This window comes from Sinorhizobium sp. M4_45, assembly GCF_002885915.1.
Classification (GTDB): domain Bacteria; phylum Pseudomonadota; class Alphaproteobacteria; order Rhizobiales; family Rhizobiaceae; genus Sinorhizobium; species Sinorhizobium meliloti_A.
Genome location: NZ_NWVE01000001.1, coordinates 78,322 through 98,352 on the forward strand (window position 1 = coordinate 78,322; position 20,031 = coordinate 98,352).

Genomic DNA, 20,031 nt, shown 5'->3' on the forward strand with positions numbered 1-20,031 from the left:
GTCTCCTCGAATTGCTGCAGAGGCGGCACGGGCGCAAAAACCATCTCGATCCAGAGCGGTAAACGGCAACTTATTGTACGAGGAGAACGGTAGTGGCAAAAGCGCTTGTACTTGAAAAGAAGGGGCAATTGTCGCTGCGCGACATTCCGGTCAGGCGGGATCTGTCGCCGGCCGACGTGCTGATCGGAATCCGCACCGTCGGCGTTTGTGGCTCCGATGTCCACTATTACACCCATGGAAAGATCGGGCCCTTTGTCGTCAACGAGCCGATGATACTGGGTCACGAGGCCGCGGGCGTCGTTCTGGAGGTCGGCTCGGAAGTCCGGCATCTGAAGAAGGGTGACCGTGTCTGCATGGAACCCGGCATTCCGGACCTCTCCTCCCGGTCGTCCAAGCTCGGCATCTACAATGTCGATCCGTCCGTACGGTTCTGGGCCACGCCGCCGGTCCATGGGTGCCTGACGCCCGAGGTCGTTCATCCGGCGGCCTTCACCTATCGCCTCCCCGACCACGTGTCCTTCGCGGAAGGGGCGATGGTCGAGCCGTTCGCCATCGGCGTGCAGGCCGCCCTTCGCGCGGGCATCAAGCCGGGGGATGTCGGCGTCGTCATGGGGGCCGGCCCGATCGGCATGATGACGGCACTGGCTGCGCTCGCGGGGGGATGCTCCAAGGTCTACGTGGCTGACCTCGCGCAGCCGAAACTGGATGTCATCGGCGCCTATGAAGGTATCGAGACAATCAATGTCCGCCAGCAGACGGCATCCGAGGCTCTGGCGCAGGCGACGGGCGGCTGGGGGGCGGATGTGGTCTTCGAGTGCTCCGGGGCCGCACCCGCAATCCTTGCTCTTCCGGGTCTTGCGCGTCCTGGCGGAACCGTCGTGCTCGTCGGCATGCCCGTCGACCCCGTCCCCTTCGACATCGTCGGTATGCAGGCCAAGGAACTGCGGATCGAGACGGTGTTCCGCTATGCCAATGTCTACGACCGCGCCATCGAACTGATCGCCTCCGGCAAGGTCGATTTGAAACCGCTGATCTCTGCTACCATTCCGTTCGACGAGAGCATCGCCGCCTTCGACCGCGCCGTCGAGGCGCGCCCCACGGACGTGAAGATACAGATCGAGATGCCGGCGTAAGAGCCCGTGGCGCGGCTCTTCGAACGCGGGCAAGGTGCCGGCCGTAAAGCTGATCGGCGTCACAGGTTGACTCTTCCCTCGCATATTCGCAAGCGAAAGTTGTAGTGGCCGCACATCTCGGTCCCTTATTCCTGTGCTCGTCACGGGAATTCAGCCAGACCAAGTCCTTGGGCTGAAAGAACGCTTTCCGCGCCGCAGACGCGGCGCTGCTTTCATCCCTGTGACGAGCACACGGATGAGGACGGAGAGATTGCAGTTCTCCGACAACTTTCCTACAGCGCCGCGCGTCTTATGCTGCATGTTTTCGTCCTTTGATCGACTACGAACAAGGAAACATGCCGAAAAGACCGGCCAGAGCTTCCACGTGGTTTCACGCCGGATCGGCCTGAAACCACGGACAGGTTATCCGGCCCGGTTACGTCCGCGGCTTCAGGTTCTCCGGGTCGTAAAGCGGCTTGTAGCCGACGCCGGCGACCTCGACCGGGTAGGTCTCGGCAAAATACTCGACATTGAGCTTGCGGCCGACCTGGCAGTAAGACCAGGGCAGATAGGCGAGCGCGATGTTCTTCCCGATCGTCGGGCCGTAGGCGATGGAAGTGGTGTAGGAGCGGCGGCCGAGTTCGTCGACCAGCACCTCGCCGGTCTCCGGGTCCATGACCGGCAGGTTGCCGACGGGGTAGCGCTTCACCCCGTTCCTGTCGGTGTTCTCCGTCATGAGGAGCGTGCAGAGTATGGCGGGCTGGTGCTCGCGCGCCTTGTACTCCATATGCTTCGCCTTGCCGCGGAAGTCCGCTTCCTTGACCTTCGGACGGGCAAGGTCCGCCTCGATAAGATTGTAGTGGGTGAGAAGATCCGCGTTCTGCAGGCGGAGGCTCTTTTCCATCCGGCGCGAGTTCGCGTAGGTCTCGACGCCGAAGGCCATGACGCCCGTGGCGCGCAGCGCATCCCAGACGGCCAGGCCGTCCTCGTATTTCATGTGCAGTTCCCAGCCCTGCTCGCCGACATAGGAGATGCGGAAGGCGGAGACCGGCCTGCCGGCGATCTCGATCTGCTTGATCGCGGCGAAGGGGAAATTCTCCGGATCGAGGCCGGCCGGTTCCGCCACGACCTTCTTCAGCGTTTCGCGGGCATTCGGGCCCCAGATGCCGATGGTGACGAACTTCTCCGAAACGTCGGTGATGGTGACGTCGAGCCCCCGGTCTTCCGCGACACGGCGCATATAGTGGAAGTCACGCGGGCCGGCATCGGCACCGTTCACGAGGCGGCAGCGGTCGCTCATGCGGAAGACGGTGAAGTCGGCGCGCACCATGCCCTCGTCATCGAGGAAGTGGGTGTAGATGCCCTTGCCGATATTGCCGTCTCCGCCGATCTTGGCGGCGCAAAGCCACTCGAGAAGCTCCACATGGTCCGGCCCTTCGATATCCACCATGTGGAAGTGCGAGAGGTTGACGATGCCGCAATCCTCGCTCATCGCCAGATGCTCGGCGTTGGAAACGCGCCAGAAGTGGCGGTTGTCCCACTCGTTCTCGCGAACCGGAATGCGGTTGCCGTATTTTTCGAGCAGGTGCTCGTTGGCGGCATAGCCGTGCGCGCGCTCCCAGCCGCCGAGTTCCATGAAGTAGCCGCCGAGCTCCTTCTCGCGCTCGTAGAAGGGCGAGCGCTTGACGTTGCGGCCGCTCGCATAGGGCTCGCGCGGATGCACGGCCGGGAAATAGATCTTCTGCGCCGCCTCGAAGCAGCGGCCTTCGATGAACTTCTCTTCGAGCTGGTGCGGGTAGAAGCGCGCGTAGTCGATCGAGGCGTGGTCGGTATGGGTACGCCCGTCCGTCATCCAGTCGGCGATCAGCTTGCCGTAGGCCGGGCCGTCCTTCACCCAGATGGCGACGCAGTACCAGAGGCCGCGTACCTTCTGGCTCTCGCCGCAGGAGGGGCCGCCGGCGGCCGATACCTGCAGCAGGCCGTTGAAGGAGTGGCCCTCGTTATAGCCGAGCTCGCCGAGGATCGGCGTAAGTTCCATGGCGCGCTCGAGCGGCTCGATGATCTGCTCCATATCGAGGTCGCGCTGCGAGGGCGACAGGCGTGCCTCGTGCTTTTCGAGGATGTCGCGCGGATGGCAGAGGCGCGGATTGTCTGTTTCGTAATAGCCCCATTCGATCTGGCCGCCCTCGGTGGTCCTCGGGTCGCCGGTGTCGCGCATATAGGCCGAGTTGCCCTGATCGCGCAGCAGGGGGAAGCCGATTTCCTGGCCGGTGCCTTCGAATTCGTTGTAGGGGCCGAAGAAGGTGAGCGGATGATCGACCGGCATGACAGGCAGGTCCTCGCCGACCATTTCAGCGATCAGGCGACCCCAGATGCCGGCGCAGACCACGACATGGTCGGCCATGATCGTGCCGCGATGTGTGACGACGCCCTTGATACGGCCGTTTTCGACAAGCAGCGCAGTTGCCGGCGTATTGCCGAATATCTGCAGCTTGCCGGACTTTTCCGCCGCATCGACCAGCTTGCCGGCAACCGTCTGCGAGCGCGGGATGACGAGGCCGGCATCCGGATCGAACATGCCGCCCATCACCTGATCTTCCTCGATCAGCGGGAACAGCTTCTTGATTTCGGCCGGCGAGACATAGTGTGCGCGGGTGCCGAAGGCCTTGGCGGAGGAAAGCTTGCGCTTGATCTCCTCCATCCAGACGCGGTCGCCGGTGCGTGCGACTTCCAGACCGCCGATGCGGGCGTAGTGACCCATCTTCTCGAAGAAGTCGATCGAATACTGCGTCGTCCAGACCGAGAGATAGTCGTGGCTTGTGGTGTAGCAGAAGTCGGAGGCATGTGCCGTAGAGCCGATATCCGTCGGGATGCCCGACTTGTCGATGCCGACGATATCGTCCCAGCCACGCTCGATGAGGTGGTGGGCGATCGATGCGCCGACGATGCCACCCAGTCCTACGATTACGACCTTCGCCTTTTCCGGAAACTCTGCCATTGATGCGACCCTGGTTTGGTTTTGAAGCCGGATATTAGAGCCTGCCGCGCCGCGAGTTGAGCCTGTCTACGACATAATCGTCGTGCTGCACGACCAGAATGTTGCGGGCGGCGGACGGGCACGGTCGCGGCCGCAAGGACGCTCATCTAGCTGATATAGCGAGAAAATACACCCTGCGGGGCGGCGAGGAACAGGTTTTTCCTCGAACAGGGAGGCGGCAGGCGGACGCGCCGCCGAAACGCGACCTTTCGGCAGCCGCCTTTACTCGCCGCCACCGAAGAAGGTGAGGCGCGTGAAGAGGACATAGTTCGATTCCGACACCATCAGCGCCACGAAGACGAGCACCAGCAGCGGGGGCAGAATGATCGCGTAGATCAGCGCCAGGCGTTCCCACGCCATATGCATGAACACGGCCACGATGAGGCCCGCCTTCAGCATCATGAAGATGAGGATCAGCGACCAGCGGAGATAGCCCTGCAGGCCGAAGTAATCGACGAGGTATGAAAGAGCGCTGAGGACGAAGAGCAGCCCCCAGACCAGGAGGTAGAGCTTGATCGGGTGCTGCTGGTGCTCCGTATGGGCGACCGCAGGTTGTGCCGGATGTATTTCCGCGTGAGCCACGATGCCCTCCCTCACCAAAGATAGAAGAATGCGAAGATGAAGACCCAGACCAGGTCGACGAAGTGCCAGTAGAGGCCGGTTATCTCGACGATCTCGTAGCGCCCCTTGCGGCTGGTGAAGAAGCCGCGCCGCTCCGTTTCAAAATCGCCGCGCCAGACCTTGCGGGCGACGATCAGCAGGAAGATCACGCCGAAGGTGACGTGGGTCCCGTGAAAGCCGGTGATCATGAAGAAGGAAGAGCCGAATTGAGCGGCTCCCCAGGGGTTGCCCCAGGGCCGCACGCCCTCGGCGATCAGCTTCGACCATTCGAACGCCTGCATGCCGACGAAGGTGGCGCCGAAAAGCGCCGTCAGAAGCATGAGCGCCGCGGTCTTCCGCCGGTCGCGGCGGTAACCGTAGTTGACGGCCATGGCCATGGTGCCGCTGCTCGAAATGAGAACGAAGGTCATGATGGCGATGAGGATCAGCGGCATGTGCGTTCCGGCGATTTCGAGTGCGAAAACCTCGCTCGGATTGGGCCATGGAACGGCGGTGGACATTCGCGCCGACATGTAGGCAAGCAGGAAGCAGCCGAAGACGAAGGTGTCGCTGAGGAGAAAGATCCACATCATGGCCTTTCCCCAGGAAACATCCTTGAAGGTGCGCTGGTCGGAGGCCCAGTCCGACGCGAGACCCGCCAGACCGGCGGGGCGCGGGAGCGTTTCTGCTGCGGGCTTCTTCATCGGTGCAGACATGTTCAACGGTTCCTATGTCAGCAGTTGGCGGCAGAAATCGATCACGCCGCTGGCCCAGCCGGCAAAAAGAGCGAAGAGAACCAGCCAGACGATCAGCATGAAATGCCAGTAGATGGCGCAAAGCTCGATCGACAGGCGCGTTCTGTTGTCGAGCGGTGTTTGCGAGGCATGTGCGGTTACCCGTCCGAGAGCGAAGAGCCCCCCGATGATGTGCAGGCCGTGCATGCCCGTAAGCAGATAGAAGAAGCTGTTGGCCGGATTCCCGGCGACGAAATATCCGGCGTCCGACAGCGCACGCCAGGCGAAGAGTTGACCCACGAGGAAAGCAAGGCCAAGAGCGAGCGCCGCCAGGAGACCGATCCGAGCCGCCTCGTCGTTCCGCCGCCCTGCCTCGACCCTGGTCCAGTGCAGGGTGATGCTGCCGGCGGCGAGGATGCCCGTATTGAGCCAGAGAAGGCCGGGCAAAGGCAGCGCGCCCCAGTCGGATGACGCCATGCGCATGAAATAGGCGCTGATCGCAAGTGAAAACAGCGCGCCGACGACGGTGAGAAATACGCCGAGGCCGATTTTTGCCGGCGGCAAACGCGTTGCGCCCCGCCGGTCGTGGAAGTGACCGACCTCGAGCCAGGGGCGCGATGTCAGGCGCTGCCCTGCGAGCCACCAGACGACGATGGCGGCGATCGCCGCCAGAAAGAAGGCGACGATGCTCATGAGACGGTCTCGTGACTGAGGCGGCCGGGCGTCGGCTGGTTCTGCGGGATGAAATCCTCCGGCGCGCCGGGGACGCTGTAGTCATAGGCCCAGCGGTAGACGACGGGCAGTTCATCGCCCCAGTTACCGTGAGGCGGCGGCGTCTCGGGCGTCTGCCATTCGAGCGTCGTCGCGCGCCAGGGATTGCCCCCGGCCTCCCGCCCGTGGCGCAGGCTCCAGCCCAGATTGAAGAGGAACAGGATCTGCGCAGCGCCGACGAGAAGCGCCATGACGCTGATGAAGGCGTTGAGCTCGGCGATCGAAGTCGTCACGAAAGATGCCTCGCCGAGCTCGTGATAGCGGCGCGGGACGCCGATGAGGCCGAGATAATGCATCGGGAAGAAGATGGCGTAGGCGCCGATGAAGGTGACCCAGAAATGGATCTGGCCCATCGCCTCGTTGAGCATGCGCCCGGTGATCTTCGGATACCAGTGATAGATGGCGCCGAAGATCACCATGATCGGCGCCACGCCCATGACCATGTGGAAATGCGCGACGACGAACATCGTATCGGAGAGCGGCACGTCGACGACGACATTGCCGAGAAAGAGACCCGTCAGCCCGCCATTGACGAAGGTGACGATGAAGGCGAGGGCGAAGAGCATCGGCAGCGTCAGATGGATATTGCCGCGCCAGAGGGTGAGGACCCAGTTATAGACCTTGATCGCCGTCGGCACCGCGATGATCAGCGTGGTCGTGGCGAAGAAGAAGCCGAAATACGGGTTCATGCCGCTGACATACATGTGGTGCGCCCAGACGATGAAGGAGAGGCCGCCGATGATGACGATCGCCCAGACCATCATGCGGTAGCCGAAGATGTTCTTGCGGGCATGGGTGCTGATGAGATCGGAGACGATGCCGAAGGCGGGCAGGGCGACGATGTAGACTTCGGGGTGGCCGAAGAACCAGAACAGGTGCTGGAAGAGAATCGGGCTGCCGCCGCCATATTGCAGCTGCTCGCCCATCTCGACGATGGCCGGCATGAAGAAGCTCGTCCCGAGCAGCCGGTCGAAGAGCATCATGACGCAGGCGACGAAAAGGGCAGGGAAGGCAAGCAGCGCCATCACCGTCGCGGTGAAGATGCCCCAGACGGTCAGCGGCAGCCGCATCAGCGTCATGCCGCGTGCGCGGCCCTGCAGCACGGTCACGACATAGTTGAGGCCACCCATGGTGAAGCCGATGACGAAGATGATCAGCGACGAGAGCATCATGATGATGCCCCAGTCCCTGCCGCCGGGCGTGCCGGAAAGGACGGCCTGCGGCGGATAGAGGGTCCAGCCGGCGCCGGTCGGTCCGCCGGGCGTGAAGAAGCTTGCGGCCAGGACGATCACGGCGAGCAGATAGATCCAGTAGCTGAGCATGTTGGCATAGGGAAACACCATGTCGCGCGCGCCGACCATCAGCGGGATCAGATAGTTGCCGAAGCCGCCGAGGAAGAGGGCGGTGAGCAGGTAGATCACCATGATCATTCCGTGCATGGTGATGAACTGATAGTAGCGCTCGGCATCGATCAGCTCGAATGTGCCGGGAAAACCGAGTTGCAGCCGGATCAGCCAGGACAGCACCAGCGCCACCATGCCGATGGCGATCGCGGTCGTGCCGTATTGAATGGCGATGATTTTCGCATCCTGGCTGAAGACATAGCGCGTCCACCAGCTATGCGGATGGTAAAGCTCAACATCCTCGACTTCGGGAGGCGGAAGTGCCTCGCCAATACCGGACCGGACGTCGACCATCATATCTCCTCCCCAGGGGCTACTTCACGGCACCTCCTACTGTGCCGCTGAGGCGGCGACCGTTGTCGCCGCCGGGCCGAAGCATTCTCGCTCTTCTTCAAAAAGCGCGAATGCTCCGGTTCCTTGTTCGGTCGCAACTCCGGACGGAGAACCGCTACACGCTTTTCCCGGAATTGCTTTTGTTTCCAATGATGCGGACAGTTGCGAAAAGGTCTGCTGCTCGGCGAGCCAGGCCTGGTAGTCTTCTTCGGTGTCGACCACGACGGTACCGCGCATCTGCGGGTGGCCGACGCCGCAGAGTTCCGCGCAGAGTATCTCGAAGGTTCCGGTCCGCGTCGGCGTCAACCAGAAATAGGTGACCATGCCTGGCACCATGTCCATCTTGGCGCGGAATTCGGGGACGTAGAAATCGTGCAGGACGTCGACCGACCTAAGCAGCATCTTGACCGGCTTGCCGACCGGCAGGTGAAGCTCGCCGCCTTCGATGATGATGTCGTCCTGCCCGGCGGCGTCGTCCCGATTGACCCCGAGCGCGTTTTCGGGGGCGATATCGCGCGTTTCGGTCGTGCCCAGCTTACCGTCCGCGCCGGGCAGCCGGAAGCTCCACAGCCATTGCTGGCCGATCACCTCAACTTCGGACGCATCCTGCGGGACGGTGACGAACTGGTTCCAGACGAAGAGGCCCGGCGCCAGCATCGCCGCGACACCGAAGGTCGTGCCCGTCGCGAGCCAGCCTTCGAGCCGCCTGTTTTCGGGCTCGTAAGCGGCGGTATTGCCGGGTCGGTGGCGGAAGCGCAGGACGCAATAGGCCATGAACAGGACCACGGCGGTGAAGGCGATGCCGGTGATCCAGAAGGTGATGGTGATGGTATTGTCGATGTAACTCCAATTGGAGGCGATCGGGGTCCACCACCAGGGACTAAGCAAATGGAACAACACCGAGCCGACGGCCAGCAGAACCAGAATCACTACCACGGCCATTCCCTGACCCTCCCCCGCCGTGATCGGCCGTGAGACGAATACGCAATCGCAGAGTTCCGATCACAATTATTGCACGAACGGAAAATACTGGCAAATCATCCGGACGAGATCGAATTCTCACTTCCCGCAAGTATTCCTATTTGGGATGCTGCTTCATGTAGGCGATCACATTGGCAATCTCCTCGTCCTTCTTGAGGCCGGGGAATACCATCTTCGTGCCTTTGACCTTGGCCCTGGGGTTACGCAGATATTCGGCGAGCGTCGCGTCGTCCCAGACGAGACCACCCTTGCCCGCATCGATCATGGCTTGCGAATATTTGAAGTCCGCATGGGTGCCGGCCGTCCGGCCGATGACGCCTTGCAGCGAAGGACCGACCTTGTTCTGGTCCTTGTCGATCACGTGACAGGTGGCGCATTTCTTGAAGACGGTGGCGCCGGCCTCGGCATCGCCCTCCTGGGCAAGCCCGGCGAGCGGACAGAGCGAGAGTGCCGAAAAAGACAGGGCAGCAAGTGCAATTCGCATGATACTTCCTCAATTTCGCCCGGCGCGGGGCAAGGAAGGCTATCGTCAAATCTGCTTTGGCGGTGCTTGCTTCTCTTAAGGAATGGTGCGCCGGGGCGGTTGATACGTGCGACAGGAAAGAAGCTAGTCCTTGTCGTAGAGAAGTCAATTGCTCCTTCCGGCTAAGCCTGAACCTGCGGGCCGCCATTCGGCGCGTGCGTCAGACGCGCTTGCCCTCCGCATCGAAGAAATGCAGGTGGTGGGCGGGGAAGTGGACGGGGATCGTGCCGGACGCCGTCAGGAACGACCGGTCGTTGGTGAAGACCTTGAAGGTCGCCCGCCCGAGCGAGAGATGCAGGATGATGCCGAAGCCCGTCGGCTCGACCAGATCGACGCCGGCAAGCAGCGTCTCCGGGCCGTGGCCGGCAAGCACGACATGTTCGGGACGGATGCCGAGCGTCACCTTTGCGTTATTCGAAAGGGGCGCGGCCGCGTCGAGCGGGATGCCGATCTCATCCGACATCTCGAAGCGCGGCGCGTCGCCCGCGTGGCAGGTACCTTCGAAGAAGTTCATGCCCGGCGAGCCGATGAAGCCGGCGACGAAAAGATTGGCCGGACGGTCGTAGAGATCGAGCGGGCTTCCGACCTGCTGGACCACGCCGCCGTTCATGGCGACGATGCGGTCTGCCAGCGTCATCGCCTCGATCTGATCGTGCGTCACATAGATAGAGGTGGCGCCCAGATCCTTGTGCAGTTTCTTGATCTCGGCCCGCATCTGCTCGCGCAGGCGCGCATCGAGATTGGAGAGCGGTTCGTCGAAGAGAAACGCCTTCGGCTCGCGCACGATGGCGCGGCCCATGGCGACGCGCTGGCGTTGGCCGCCGGAGAGCGCCTTGGGGCGGCGATCGAGCAACGGGTCGAGGCCGAGCTTGGCAGCGGCGCCAGCAACGACTGTCGTTATCCTTTCCTTGGCCGTCTTGCGCAGCCTCAGGCTGTAGCTCATGTTTTTCGCGACCGACATATGCGGGTAGAGCGCGTAGGACTGGAACACCATGGCAATGTCGCGGTCCTTCGGAGCGAGTTCGTTGACCCGCCTGCCGGCGATGCGGATCTCGCCGCCGGTCACGCTCTCGAGCCCGGCGATCATGCGCAGAAGGGTCGACTTGCCGCAGCCGGAGGGACCGACGAGCACGACGAACTCGCCGTCGCTGATCTTGAGGTCGACGTCGTGCAGCACCGGGTGGGTACCGTAGGACTTCTTGATGTTGGCGATGTCGATGGAAGCCATTGCGTATCAGCCTTTCACCGCGCCGGCCGTGAGGCCCTGGACGAGATAGCGTTGAATGAGGAGGAAGAAGAGGCAGGCCGGTATCAGCGCCAGCACGCCGGCGGCCATCATCTGCCCGAAGTCGACCGAGAATTTCGAAACGAAGGACAGGAGCCCGACCGGGAAGGTCGCCTGTGCGTTGCCGGAGATCAGCATCAGCGAGAAGAGCAGTTCGCTCCAGGCGGCGGTGAAGACGAAGCCTAGGGTCGCGGCGATTCCGGGCAGCGTCAGCGGCAGGATGATTTGGCGGAAGGCGACGAACTGCGTCGCGCCGTCGATCATCGCCGCCTCTTCCAGGTCCTTCGGAATGCCGTCGAAGAAGGACTGCATCAGGAATGTCGCGAAGGGGACGTTGAAGGCGGTGTAGACGACGACGAGCCCGGTGAGGCTGTTGGTCAGCCCCAGCGGCGAGAGGATCTTGAAGATCGGCGCGACCAGCATCACCAGAGGAAACATCTGCGTCAGCAGCATCAGCGTGACCAGCCAGTATTTGCCGCGGAACCGGAAGCGCGAGAGCGCGTAGCCGGAGAGCGAGGCGAGGATGGTGACGATCACGGCGGTCGACCCCGAAACGATCAGGCTGTTGCGGAAGAACACCGGGAAGGCGCTGTGCCGCAGCACGAAGTCGAAGTGTTCGAGGCTCGCCCGCGACGGCCAGAGACGAATGCCCTCCGAATAGAGGAGGTCGTTCGGCGTGACGGCGACCTTGAGCAGCCAGAAGAGCGGGAAGAGCGCGAAGGCGATATAAGCGAGGATCGCCAGGCGATGCGCAATGGTCAGAAATGCTTGTTTGGCGCGCATGGTCTCAATCCTTGCTCAGGAGCCATTGCCGCAGGATCACGATCAGCAATGAATAGGCGAGGAGCAGCGCCAGCAGCACCAGCGCGATCGCCGAGGCATAACCGAAATCCAGCCGCTTGAACGCCTGGGTGAAGATGTAGCTTGCGACGATCTGGGTTCGGTCCGCCGGCCCGCCATTGGTCATGACGATGATGAGATCGGCGAAATTGGAGATCCAGACCGTACGCAGCAGAATGGTGATCGCGATCGTGGGCGCCAGGAAGGGAAGGGTGATCGAAAGGAAACGCTGCACCGGGCCGGCGCCGTCGATGCTCGCTGCCTCGTAAAGGTCGCGCGGGATCGCCTGGAGCGCTGCCAGCAGTGTGATCGCGAAGAAGGGGATGCCCCACCAGATATTGGCAATGATCGGTCCCCACATGGCAAGCTGGGGATCGGACAGAATGTTGGTCGGCTGGCTCATGATGCCGAGAGCGAAGAACCAGTGCGGCAGCGGACCGACGACGGGGTTGAAAAGCCAGGCCCAGTTGAGGCCGGCCAGAAAACTCGGCACCGCCCAGGGCAGGAAGACGAGCGCCTGTGCAACCGCACGCCCATAGAATGGCTTGTCGAGCAGGAGTGCCAGGATGAGCCCGAAGGCGAACTGCAGGAACACGGAGGCGCCGGTCCACCAGAGCGTGTTGCGCAGCGAACGGAAGAATGCCTGGTCCTGGGCGAGCGCGCGGAAATGATCGAGGCCGACGAAACCGCCGGAGAAGGGGTTGAGCAGCTGGATGTCGCGGAAAGCGTAGGAGATGCCGAGCACCAGAGGCACGAGCATGACCGTAACGATCAGGATGAGCGCCGGAGCGGTATAGAGATAGGGCGCAGAGGCGTCGGCGATCCGCTTCATCAGCGGCGGACGGGTTGCGGGCAGGCCGTCATGGCGTGCGGCATAGGCCATCGATCGAAATTTCCCCTTTTTTGACCGCCGTTATCGATCGGCGTGCCTTTTCTTGCGTCGGACGACCGGCGGCGGCTGACCGCCGCCGGTGCCTGCGTTACTTCTTGCTTGCGAGGTACTTCTGCTGCGCCTTGGTCAGGTAGTCGGCCCATTGATTGGCGAGCTCTTCCGGCGTGATGTCGCCGAGCAGGGCCTCCTGGGTCGTCTTGATGGCGAGCGAATCCTTGAAGAAGGCGAATTCTTCGAGATAGGTCGGCATGACCGTCAGCACGACGTCCTTGTCGGCGAGTTCGTCGAACCAGCCCTTGAACTGCGGGCTCGCATAGAAGGGGTCCTTCTCGGCCGACTTATGGACGGGCAGCGCGCCGGTGCGCTTGTTCCACTCGATATTGCCTTCCGGGCCTTCCAGCGTTTCGATCAGCTTCCAGGAGAGATCCTTGTTCTGGCTGGCGGCAAGAATCGACCAGCCGGCAAAGCCGATCGTGGTAAAGGCCTTGCCGCTCGGCCCCTTGGGCATGGTGGTGACGCCGAAATCCTCCGGCTTCATGCGCTGGGCGATCGCGATCAACGCGTCCGGATCCTGGTCGAGGAAGGCGCAGGTGCCGCTGTAGAAGCCGGCGACGATCTCGTTGAAGCCCCAGTTGACGCTATCCTTGGGGGCGAGGCCGTTCTTGTAGAGGTCGATGACCCAGGTGAGGCCCTTGATCCAGCCCTCGCTGTTCATCGTCGAGGTGCCGTCCTCGTTGAAGAACTTGTTGTCGCCGGCCATGGTCGCGCCGAACATCACCCAGCCGTTGAGACCGCCCGGACCGCCGCGCAGGCAATAGCCCGATTTGCCGGGCAGCTTGGAGACCGCCTCGGAAGCCTTGACGAAGTCGTCCATCGTCTTCGGCGGTTCGGAGACGCCCGCTTCGGAGAGCAGCTTCTTGTTGTAGAACATGGCCCGGAGATAGAAGCCATAGGGCAGCATATAGGCGGTGTCGTTGACGTCGCGGCCGAGTTCGAGCGCGCGCTCTGTGAGGCCGGGGGTGTGCTCCCACTTTTCGAGATAGGGCTCGAGGCTTTCGAGCATGCCGTTATTGGCGTAGAGCGACAGCCAGGTGTCCGGCATTTCCATGACGTCGGGGATTTCGCCGGCCGAGACCATGGTCGCGAATTTCTGGAAGGCTTCGCCCCAGGGCAGCGAAATGATCTCCACGGTCGTGCCGGGGTTCGCCTGTTCGAACTTGGCGACGATCGACTTCAGCGTTTCGGTGCGCTCGGGGCTGGTGATGACCTCGACGAGCTTCAGCTTGGTATCGGCAAGGGCGCTGCCGGCCATCAGCGTGGCAAGCAGGGTGGCGGTGATCAGTTTCCTCATTTTATCGTTCCCTTTGTTCTCGCTGGTTGCGTGTTCGTCAGCCTGATGAAGCGGCTGTCATCGCCGTTTCGAGATCGCTCCAGAGGGCCTCCGTTCCCTCCAGGCCGACATGGAGCCGTACCGACCGCGGTGAAATGCCGAAGGCTGCCGCGGAATTGGGCTCGGCTTTCTGCGCCAGGACGACTTCGCCCGGCACGATGAGGCTTTCGTGGCCGCCCCAGGAGACGCCGAGCTTGAAGAGTTTCAGGTGATCGGCGAAGCGGCGCATGTCGACGCCTTCGCGGAAGATGAAGGAGAAAAGTCCGGAGGTGCCGGAGAGACCGGGGGGCAGATGGTTGCCGAGGCCCGGGTGGCAGACGGTTTCGACCAGCGGATGCTCGGCCAGACGACGGGCGACCGCGAGCGCCGAGCGCTCATGTGCCTTCATCCGCACCGGCAGCGTGCGCATGCCCCGGATCAGCAGCCAGGCGTCGAAGGGCGAAAGCTTGCCGCCGAGATAGGGATAGGCTTCCGAACGGATGCGGCCGATCAGGTCGCTCGACCCGGCGACGACGCCGGCGACGACATCGCTATGGCCGCTCAGATATTTCGATGCGGAGTGAATGACGAGGTCGACGCCGAGCGAGACCGGCTGCTGAAATACCGGACTGGCCCAGCTGTTGTCGATGACCGTGACGATCCCCTGCCGGCGTGCGAGAGCCGCAAGCGCTGCGACATCGTGCGTGTCCATCACCCAGCTGGTCGGGCTTTCCATGTAGAAGAGCTTGGCGCCTGGAAGCGCCCTGGCAACCGCCTCTTCGTCGCGCCCGTCCACATAGGTGACCTCGATACGCATGCGCTTCAGATGCGTGCCGAAGAGGCGGAACGCGTCGGGATAGACATGTTTCACGGCGACGATGCGGTCGCCCGGTTCGACGAAGGAGAGGACTGTGGAGGAGATCGCCGACATGCCGCTTGCGAAACCGATGGCGTCTTCGGCGGCTTCGAGCTTCGCCAGCATCTCCTCGAAATGCCTGACCGTCGGGTTGAGGCCGCGGGTGTAGATAGGCCGCACGCGCTCGCCCCGATAGGAAGCGACCATCTCGTCATAGTTCTTGAAGGTGAAGAGCGAGGTCTGCACGATCGGCGGTACGACTGCATCGAAAGCGTTGCTCTCGTCATGCGCGACGATAAGGGAGGCTCTCTCGAACGGATCGAGGCCGTTGTTCATTTGGACATTTCCTTGATGTCTTCCTCGACGACCGCGAGGATTTTCAGCGTTTCCGCGCGCGCGGCCTCGGCGTCCTGCGCCGCGATCGCATCGAAGAGCGTTCGGTGAAAGGGAAAGGAGCGCCTTGCGAAGTCCGAGCGGTCGAAAGGCTCGTCCCAGAAGCGTTCGAAGGCCTCGCGCATCTGTTCGAGCAGTTGCTTGAAGAGCGGATTGTGGGTCGCGTCGTAGATCGCAAGATGGAAGGCGAGGTCTTCCGGGCCGGAGGTTCCCTTGGCGAGATGGACCCGCTCCATCTCGTTGAGCTTCGTTTCGATGTTGACGAGGTCGGCCTCCGTGCGGCGCCGCGAAGCGACCATGCCGGCCTCGACCTCGATGCCGCGCCGCACTTCGAGCGTCTGCAGCAGCGCGTCGCGAAGGTGCTCCGTGTCGAGCGCCAGCGGCATGTGGATGGTTGCGGTGGAAATGGCGCGCAGGAGATAGGTGCCGCTGCCCTTGCGCGCCTCGACAACGCCGAGCGCCTGGAAATGGCTCAGCACCTCACGAATGGTGGAGCGGCCGACGGCGAGCGCCGCCATCATTTCCCGCTCGGCAGGCAAGCGATCCCCGGGGTTCAGCCCCGATCTTTGAATGAAATCGGCAAGGGCGGATATTACCTGCTGCGCCCGGTCTGCGGGCGGCAGGGGCAGGAGCATCGCTTTATCCTGCAGGGGCATCCGGTTCTCCCCAGAACCACAATTGGTCTGACATCTGAGCAATATGCAGGGGACAGGAGAGGTGGTCAAGGGCCAGATGAGCGTCGAAGCCTTGAGGTCTGCCCCTCACCCTAGCCTCTCCCCGCTTGCGGGGAGAGGAGACGAGTCCGTATCGACCCATCGAGGCTGAAGCGGAACACAGGGGTGTCCCCTCTCCCCCCAAGCGGGGAGAGGGCTAGGGTGAGGGGCAGATCAGGGTGATTATCCTACTGGAGCAGACCCAAGGCTCGTTCACCGCGCAAGCGCGAGCAGCTTGCCGATCGCCTGCTGATCGAAGCCGCCGATGCCCTCGCGGATGTCGGCGGCGATGGCTTGCGCCACGGCGTCCTCGTCACGCCGTCTCAGGGCCTCGATGGCCTCACGGTGACGGTCGATGACGTAGAATTCCGTGACGTGCTCCATGGCAATGCCGAGGATCGGCCCGAGCTGGAGCCAGAGGCTCTCTACGAACGGCATGACGACCTGATCGGGATTGGCCGTATAGATCCGCCGGTGAAATTCCTGATTGGCGATCAGCGCCTGCGCCTTCTGCCCCGCCAGGATCGCGGCCTCGATCGCGTCATCCAGTGCGATGATGCGGTCTATCTGCCGGTCGGAGAGATGGGCGACGGCCCTGCGCGCGGCATGGCTTTCAAGCGCGATACGAAGCGAGATCAGCTCCTCGAAACGCGCCGGCGTGATTCGCGGCACGACGATCCGCCGGTTCTCCAGAAATTGCAGGGCACCGATCGAGGTCAGCTGACGCAGTGCTTCGCGCACCGGCGTGGGGCTGCTCTCCAGCGCATCTGCGAGCCCGCGTATGGTGACGGAGGTTCCGGGCCGGAAGGCGCCCACCATGATCGCCTGCCTGAGACGCGCAAAGGCATAGTCGTGGGTCGTCATGCCTTCCGGCCGATGAAGGGCGGGCAGAGCAAGGGTCTTCAAGACGGCGATTCCTCCCGCACCCCGGGTGTTGGAACGAGTCGATCCTGCCGACCCGGGGCAGCTTGACTTCAAAACTGCAACTATGTCAATTTCCCGATAATGTGATCACAAAAAGAAATACGATATGTCAATCGATGCGGACGACCCGGAAGTGTTCCAGTCCTGGCTTGAACAGAACGGCCCGATAGAAAGTATTCAGGCGGTGATTTGCGACCTGAACGGCATCATGCGCGGCAAGCGGGTGCCGGTGGAACAGGCCAGGAAGGTGCTCGGCGGCGGCATCCGCATGCCGCTCTCGATCGTCGGCGTCGACGTCTGGGGTGAGGACATCATCGGCAGCGCGCAGGTCTTTGCGACCGGCGACCGCGACGGCATCTGCGGCGTCACGGGGCGAGGGGCCCTGCCGGTCAACTGGACGTCGCGGCCGAGCGCGCTGGTTCCGCTCTGGCTGTTCGTCGAGAACGGCAGGCCCTTTCTTGCCGATCCGCGCCAGGCGCTCGCGGCGATCATGCGCGAATATCGCGAACTGGGGCTGCGCCCGGTGGTAGCGACGGAGCTGGAATTCTATCTCATCGATCCCGAGCCGGACAGCGCCGTCCCGCCGATCTCGCCCTATACCGGCAAGCGGCTCGATTCCGACGCGATCCTTTCGATCGACGAGCTCGACGATTTCGGCGAGTTCTTCTCCGACGTCTACAGGGAGTGCGCGCGGCAGAACGTGCCGGCGGATGCGGCGATAGCCGAAAACGGCATCGGCCAGTTCGAGATCAATCTGCTGCACAGCGACGATCCGCTGAAGGCGGCGGATGACGCGATCTTCTTCAAGCGCATCGTCAAGGGGGTCGCCCGCAAGCACGGGCTCGCGGCGACCTTCATGGCCAAACCCTACGGCACCCGTTCCGGCAACGGCATGCACATCCATTTCAGCCTGCTCGACGAGGAAGGCAACAACGTCTTCGACGACGGCAGCGACGAGGGATCGGCCGTGCTCAAGCATGCGGTGGCCGGCCTCCTGCGCGGCATGGCCGAGACGACGCTTATGTTCGCCCCGCACTTCAATTCCTACCGCCGGCTGCGGCCCGACACGCATGCGCCGACCTCGATTTCCTGGGGTTACGAGAACCGCACCTCGGCAATCCGCATCCCGGGCGGCAATCCGGCGGCGCGGCGGATCGAGCACCGCGTCGCGGGTGCCGACGCCAATCCCTATCTCGTCATCGCCGCGATCCTCGGCGCGGCGCTCGTAGGCATCCGCAACAAATGGAAGCCGCCGGCGCCCGTCGAGGGACGAGCCTATGCGACGGAGAAATTGCCCAAAATTCCTGCCGATTGGGGGCAGGCGGTCGACGCCTTCGAGGCCGGACCGATCGCCGCCGAGATCTTCGATCCCGTGCTTCGCTCCATGCTGATCGCCTGCAAGCGCCAGGAGATCGCCGGCTTCGCCGAGCAGGTCACGGATTACGAATTCAGCGCCTATCTGGAAATCGTATGATGGCACGGAAGCAGAAATCCTATGCCGGGGACGGCAGCTACCCGACGAGCTATTACGCCGCCTCGCGCAACATCATCCGCAATCCGGTCAGGCTGGAAGGCCGGATCGAAACCGACATCTGCATCGTAGGCGCGGGGTATTCGGGCCTGTCCACGGCCATTCATCTTGCCGAAAAGGGCTACAAGGTCACCGTGGTCGAGGGTGCGCAGGTGGGCTGGGGCGCCTCCGGACGCAACGGCGGCCAGATCGTCAACGGTCTCAATGCCGGCCTGTCGACGATCGAGCGCCGCTACGGCGAGGATGCCGCCCGCTTCATCGGCGGCCTTGTACAGGAAGGCGGACGGATCATCCGCCGGCTCGTCAGCGAGTATCGGATCGAGTGCGATCTGAAGCCCGGCAATATCTATGCCGCCTATACCGGAGCCCACATGAAGGAGCTCGAGGCCAAGCAGGCGCTCTGGCGCAAACACGGGATGGACGATCATCAGCTTCTCGACCGCGAGGCGCTGCGCAAGCTCGTCGATTCCGAGGCCTATTGCGGCGGCATGCTCGACACCACCGGCGGCCATATGCATCCGCTCAATCTGGTGCTCGGCGAGGCACGCGCCCTGGAGAGCCTCGGCGGCGTGATCTACGAGATGTCACCGGTGACCCGTGTCGACCACGAATCGGCCCGGCCGACCGTCCATACCGAGGGGGGCGAGGTTTCCGCCCGGATCGTCGTGCTTTGCGGCAACGCCTATCTTGGCGATGCCGTGCCGAAGCTCGCCACCCGCGTCATGCCCGTTTCGACCCAGATGATCACCACCGCGCCGCTCGGCGAGGAGCTTGCCCATTCGCTGATCCCGAGCGACATGTGCGTGGAGGACGTTCGCTACATTCTCGACTATTTCCGGCTGTCCGCCGACAAGCGGATGATTTTCGGCGGCGGCACCGTCTATGGCGGTACCGACCCGGCGGATGTCGTGGCAAAGCTCAGGCCAAATCTCGAAAAGGTCTTTCCGCGGCTCAAGGGCGTGAAGATCGACTATGCCTGGAGCGGCAACTTCGCACTCTCCTTCACGCGCGTGCCGCAAATGGGGCGGATCGGCAGCAATACCTATTTCGCCCATGGCTATAGCGGTCATGGCGTGACGGGCTCCCACCTTTTCGGCCGCACTCTTGCCGAAGCGATCGACGGGGACGCGGCGCGCTTCGATGTCTTCGCGAAGCTGCCCTGGTATCCATTCCCCGGCGGACGGATGTTCCGCGCGCAGTATTCGACTGTCGGATCGTGGTGGTACATGCTCAAGGACGCCGTCGGCTGGTAGCCGGGGCGATCGCTCCTGGGCATCGGAGACCTCGAAAGAACCGTGTATTCCGCGCTGCCCGGCAGGCCGGTTAAACGAATTTTTCATTTCTCGTTTGATCCGTGGCAAAAAATTATCTAGGAATTCGATCAAGAATATAGGAGAACAACGGCTACAGGCCACGCCCCAACAGCGGAGAGACATAATGAACGCGACCAAGGCGATGACCCAATCCCGCTATACCGTCTACCGGGCTCGACCAGCCCGTCGTCCGACTGCCAGACACTTTACCCAGGCCATCGCGGTGGCTGCAGCCTTCACTTTCATCTGCGCGCTCCTCATCGGCGCGTTCTGATTTCGCAACGGCTGCAGGTGCTCATGCATCTGCAGCCGTTCATCGGCCGGTGCCGTTTCCCGACACGCTCCCTTCCGCTTTTCCGCCCTTGTCCGCGTGCAGCCGCCGTCGTAGCCTTGCCGGCGGAAATCAGACGGGATGGAGGAG

18 protein-coding genes are annotated in these 20,031 nt (G+C 62.8%); 4 read left to right on the forward strand and 14 right to left on the reverse strand.

Annotation, left to right across the window (positions count from 1 at the left end; translation table 11 throughout):
- Positions 1-92 precede the first annotated feature (92 nt).
- Positions 93-1,133, forward strand: coding sequence for an NAD(P)-dependent alcohol dehydrogenase (locus CN933_RS00370; RefSeq protein ID WP_018095802.1), 1,041 nt, complete (start codon positions 93-95; stop codon positions 1,131-1,133).
- Positions 1,134-1,548: 415 nt separating this feature from the next.
- Here CN933_RS00370 and CN933_RS00375 read toward each other — a convergent pair whose 3' ends face one another.
- The 14 genes from CN933_RS00375 to CN933_RS00440 form a co-directional block, all read right to left on the reverse strand.
- Entirely contained in the window at positions 1,549-4,110 is a 2,562-nt protein-coding gene (locus CN933_RS00375) for a GcvT family protein (RefSeq protein ID WP_102761188.1), read from the reverse strand.
- A gap of 261 nt (positions 4,111-4,371) precedes the next feature.
- Positions 4,372-4,731: a cytochrome C oxidase subunit IV family protein gene (locus CN933_RS00380; RefSeq protein ID WP_018095800.1), complete on the reverse strand. Its 360-nt coding sequence runs from the start codon at positions 4,729-4,731 to the stop codon at positions 4,372-4,374.
- 11 nt (positions 4,732-4,742) lie between these two features.
- Entirely contained in the window at positions 4,743-5,465 is a 723-nt protein-coding gene (locus CN933_RS00385) for a heme-copper oxidase subunit III family protein (RefSeq protein WP_018095799.1), read from the reverse strand.
- Between the two features lie 12 nt (positions 5,466-5,477).
- Positions 5,478-6,176 (reverse strand): cytochrome c oxidase subunit 3, encoded by a 699-nt coding sequence (locus CN933_RS00390; protein ID WP_018095798.1) that lies wholly within the window; start codon positions 6,174-6,176, stop codon positions 5,478-5,480.
- A complete protein-coding gene (gene ctaD / locus CN933_RS00395; protein WP_018095797.1) occupies positions 6,173-7,954 on the reverse strand; it encodes a cytochrome c oxidase subunit I in 1,782 nt (593 codons plus the stop codon). The genes CN933_RS00390 and ctaD overlap by 4 nt, the downstream gene beginning before the upstream one ends.
- 33 nt (positions 7,955-7,987) lie before the next feature.
- Positions 7,988-8,932 (reverse strand): cytochrome c oxidase subunit II, encoded by a 945-nt coding sequence (locus tag CN933_RS00400; RefSeq protein ID WP_018095796.1) that lies wholly within the window; start codon positions 8,930-8,932, stop codon positions 7,988-7,990.
- A 136-nt stretch (positions 8,933-9,068) separates the two neighbouring features.
- Positions 9,069-9,455, reverse strand: coding sequence for a c-type cytochrome (locus tag CN933_RS00405; protein ID WP_018095795.1), 387 nt, complete (start codon positions 9,453-9,455; stop codon positions 9,069-9,071).
- A 199-nt stretch (positions 9,456-9,654) separates the two neighbouring features.
- The gene (locus CN933_RS00410; RefSeq protein WP_018095794.1) at positions 9,655-10,722 is read right to left on the reverse strand and encodes an ABC transporter ATP-binding protein; all 1,068 of its coding nucleotides are present in this window, start codon (positions 10,720-10,722) and stop codon (positions 9,655-9,657) included.
- A 6-nt stretch (positions 10,723-10,728) separates the two neighbouring features.
- Positions 10,729-11,562, reverse strand: coding sequence for a carbohydrate ABC transporter permease (locus tag CN933_RS00415; RefSeq protein WP_018095793.1), 834 nt, complete (start codon positions 11,560-11,562; stop codon positions 10,729-10,731).
- Positions 11,563-11,566: 4 nt separating this feature from the next.
- Positions 11,567-12,502: a carbohydrate ABC transporter permease gene (locus CN933_RS00420; protein ID WP_018095792.1), complete on the reverse strand. Its 936-nt coding sequence runs from the start codon at positions 12,500-12,502 to the stop codon at positions 11,567-11,569.
- A gap of 97 nt (positions 12,503-12,599) precedes the next feature.
- The gene (locus CN933_RS00425; protein WP_018095791.1) at positions 12,600-13,862 is read right to left on the reverse strand and encodes an ABC transporter substrate-binding protein; all 1,263 of its coding nucleotides are present in this window, start codon (positions 13,860-13,862) and stop codon (positions 12,600-12,602) included.
- A 37-nt stretch (positions 13,863-13,899) separates the two neighbouring features.
- Complete coding sequence (locus CN933_RS00430) at positions 13,900-15,072, reverse strand: PLP-dependent transferase (protein WP_018095790.1); 1,173 nt, start codon at positions 15,070-15,072, stop codon at positions 13,900-13,902.
- Entirely contained in the window at positions 15,069-15,785 is a 717-nt protein-coding gene (locus CN933_RS00435) for a FadR/GntR family transcriptional regulator (RefSeq protein WP_018095789.1), read from the reverse strand. Before CN933_RS00435 ends, CN933_RS00430 begins: the two co-directional genes overlap by 4 nt.
- Positions 15,786-16,055: 270 nt before the next feature.
- Positions 16,056-16,748, reverse strand: coding sequence for a GntR family transcriptional regulator (locus CN933_RS00440; protein ID WP_018095788.1), 693 nt, complete (start codon positions 16,746-16,748; stop codon positions 16,056-16,058).
- Positions 16,749-16,872: 124 nt separating this feature from the next.
- On the opposite strand from CN933_RS00440, the gene CN933_RS00445 reads away from it, so the two are divergent.
- The 3 genes from CN933_RS00445 to CN933_RS31415 all read left to right on the forward strand — a co-directional run bounded on the left by CN933_RS00445 (position 16,873) and on the right by CN933_RS31415 (position 19,884).
- The gene (locus CN933_RS00445) at positions 16,873-18,240 is read left to right on the forward strand and encodes a glutamine synthetase family protein (RefSeq protein WP_018095787.1); all 1,368 of its coding nucleotides are present in this window, start codon (positions 16,873-16,875) and stop codon (positions 18,238-18,240) included.
- Complete coding sequence (locus tag CN933_RS00450) at positions 18,237-19,550, forward strand: NAD(P)/FAD-dependent oxidoreductase (protein ID WP_018095786.1); 1,314 nt, start codon at positions 18,237-18,239, stop codon at positions 19,548-19,550. Before CN933_RS00445 ends, CN933_RS00450 begins: the two co-directional genes overlap by 4 nt.
- A gap of 184 nt (positions 19,551-19,734) precedes the next feature.
- A complete protein-coding gene (locus CN933_RS31415) occupies positions 19,735-19,884 on the forward strand; it encodes a hypothetical protein (protein ID WP_018095785.1) in 150 nt (49 codons plus the stop codon).
- Positions 19,885-20,031: the final 147 nt, after the last annotated feature.

Bases quoted from the DNA above. Each gene is read 5' to 3' on its own strand.
- CN933_RS00375 (WP_102761188.1), bottom strand. From the start codon at position 4,110: ATGGCAGAGTTTCCGGAAAAGGCGAAGGTCGTAATCGTAGGACTGGGT.
- CN933_RS00385 (WP_018095799.1), bottom strand. From the start codon at position 5,465: ATGTCTGCACCGATGAAGAAGCCCGCAGCAGAAACGCTCCCGCGCCCC.
- CN933_RS00390 (WP_018095798.1), bottom strand. From the start codon at position 6,176: ATGAGCATCGTCGCCTTCTTTCTGGCGGCGATCGCCGCCATCGTCGTC.
- ctaD (WP_018095797.1), bottom strand. From the start codon at position 7,954: ATGATGGTCGACGTCCGGTCCGGTATTGGCGAGGCACTTCCGCCTCCC.
- CN933_RS00400 (WP_018095796.1), bottom strand. From the start codon at position 8,932: ATGGCCGTGGTAGTGATTCTGGTTCTGCTGGCCGTCGGCTCGGTGTTG.
- CN933_RS00405 (WP_018095795.1), bottom strand. From the start codon at position 9,455: ATGCGAATTGCACTTGCTGCCCTGTCTTTTTCGGCACTCTCGCTCTGT.
- CN933_RS00410 (WP_018095794.1), bottom strand. From the start codon at position 10,722: ATGGCTTCCATCGACATCGCCAACATCAAGAAGTCCTACGGTACCCAC.
- CN933_RS00415 (WP_018095793.1), bottom strand. From the start codon at position 11,562: ATGCGCGCCAAACAAGCATTTCTGACCATTGCGCATCGCCTGGCGATC.
- CN933_RS00420 (WP_018095792.1), bottom strand. From the start codon at position 12,502: ATGGCCTATGCCGCACGCCATGACGGCCTGCCCGCAACCCGTCCGCCG.
- CN933_RS00425 (WP_018095791.1), bottom strand. From the start codon at position 13,862: ATGAGGAAACTGATCACCGCCACCCTGCTTGCCACGCTGATGGCCGGC.
- CN933_RS00430 (WP_018095790.1), bottom strand. From the start codon at position 15,072: ATGAACAACGGCCTCGATCCGTTCGAGAGAGCCTCCCTTATCGTCGCG.
- CN933_RS00435 (WP_018095789.1), bottom strand. From the start codon at position 15,785: ATGCCCCTGCAGGATAAAGCGATGCTCCTGCCCCTGCCGCCCGCAGAC.
- CN933_RS00445 (WP_018095787.1), top strand. From the start codon at position 16,873: ATGTCAATCGATGCGGACGACCCGGAAGTGTTCCAGTCCTGGCTTGAA.
- CN933_RS00450 (WP_018095786.1), top strand. From the start codon at position 18,237: ATGATGGCACGGAAGCAGAAATCCTATGCCGGGGACGGCAGCTACCCG.
- CN933_RS31415 (WP_018095785.1), top strand. From the start codon at position 19,735: ATGAACGCGACCAAGGCGATGACCCAATCCCGCTATACCGTCTACCGG.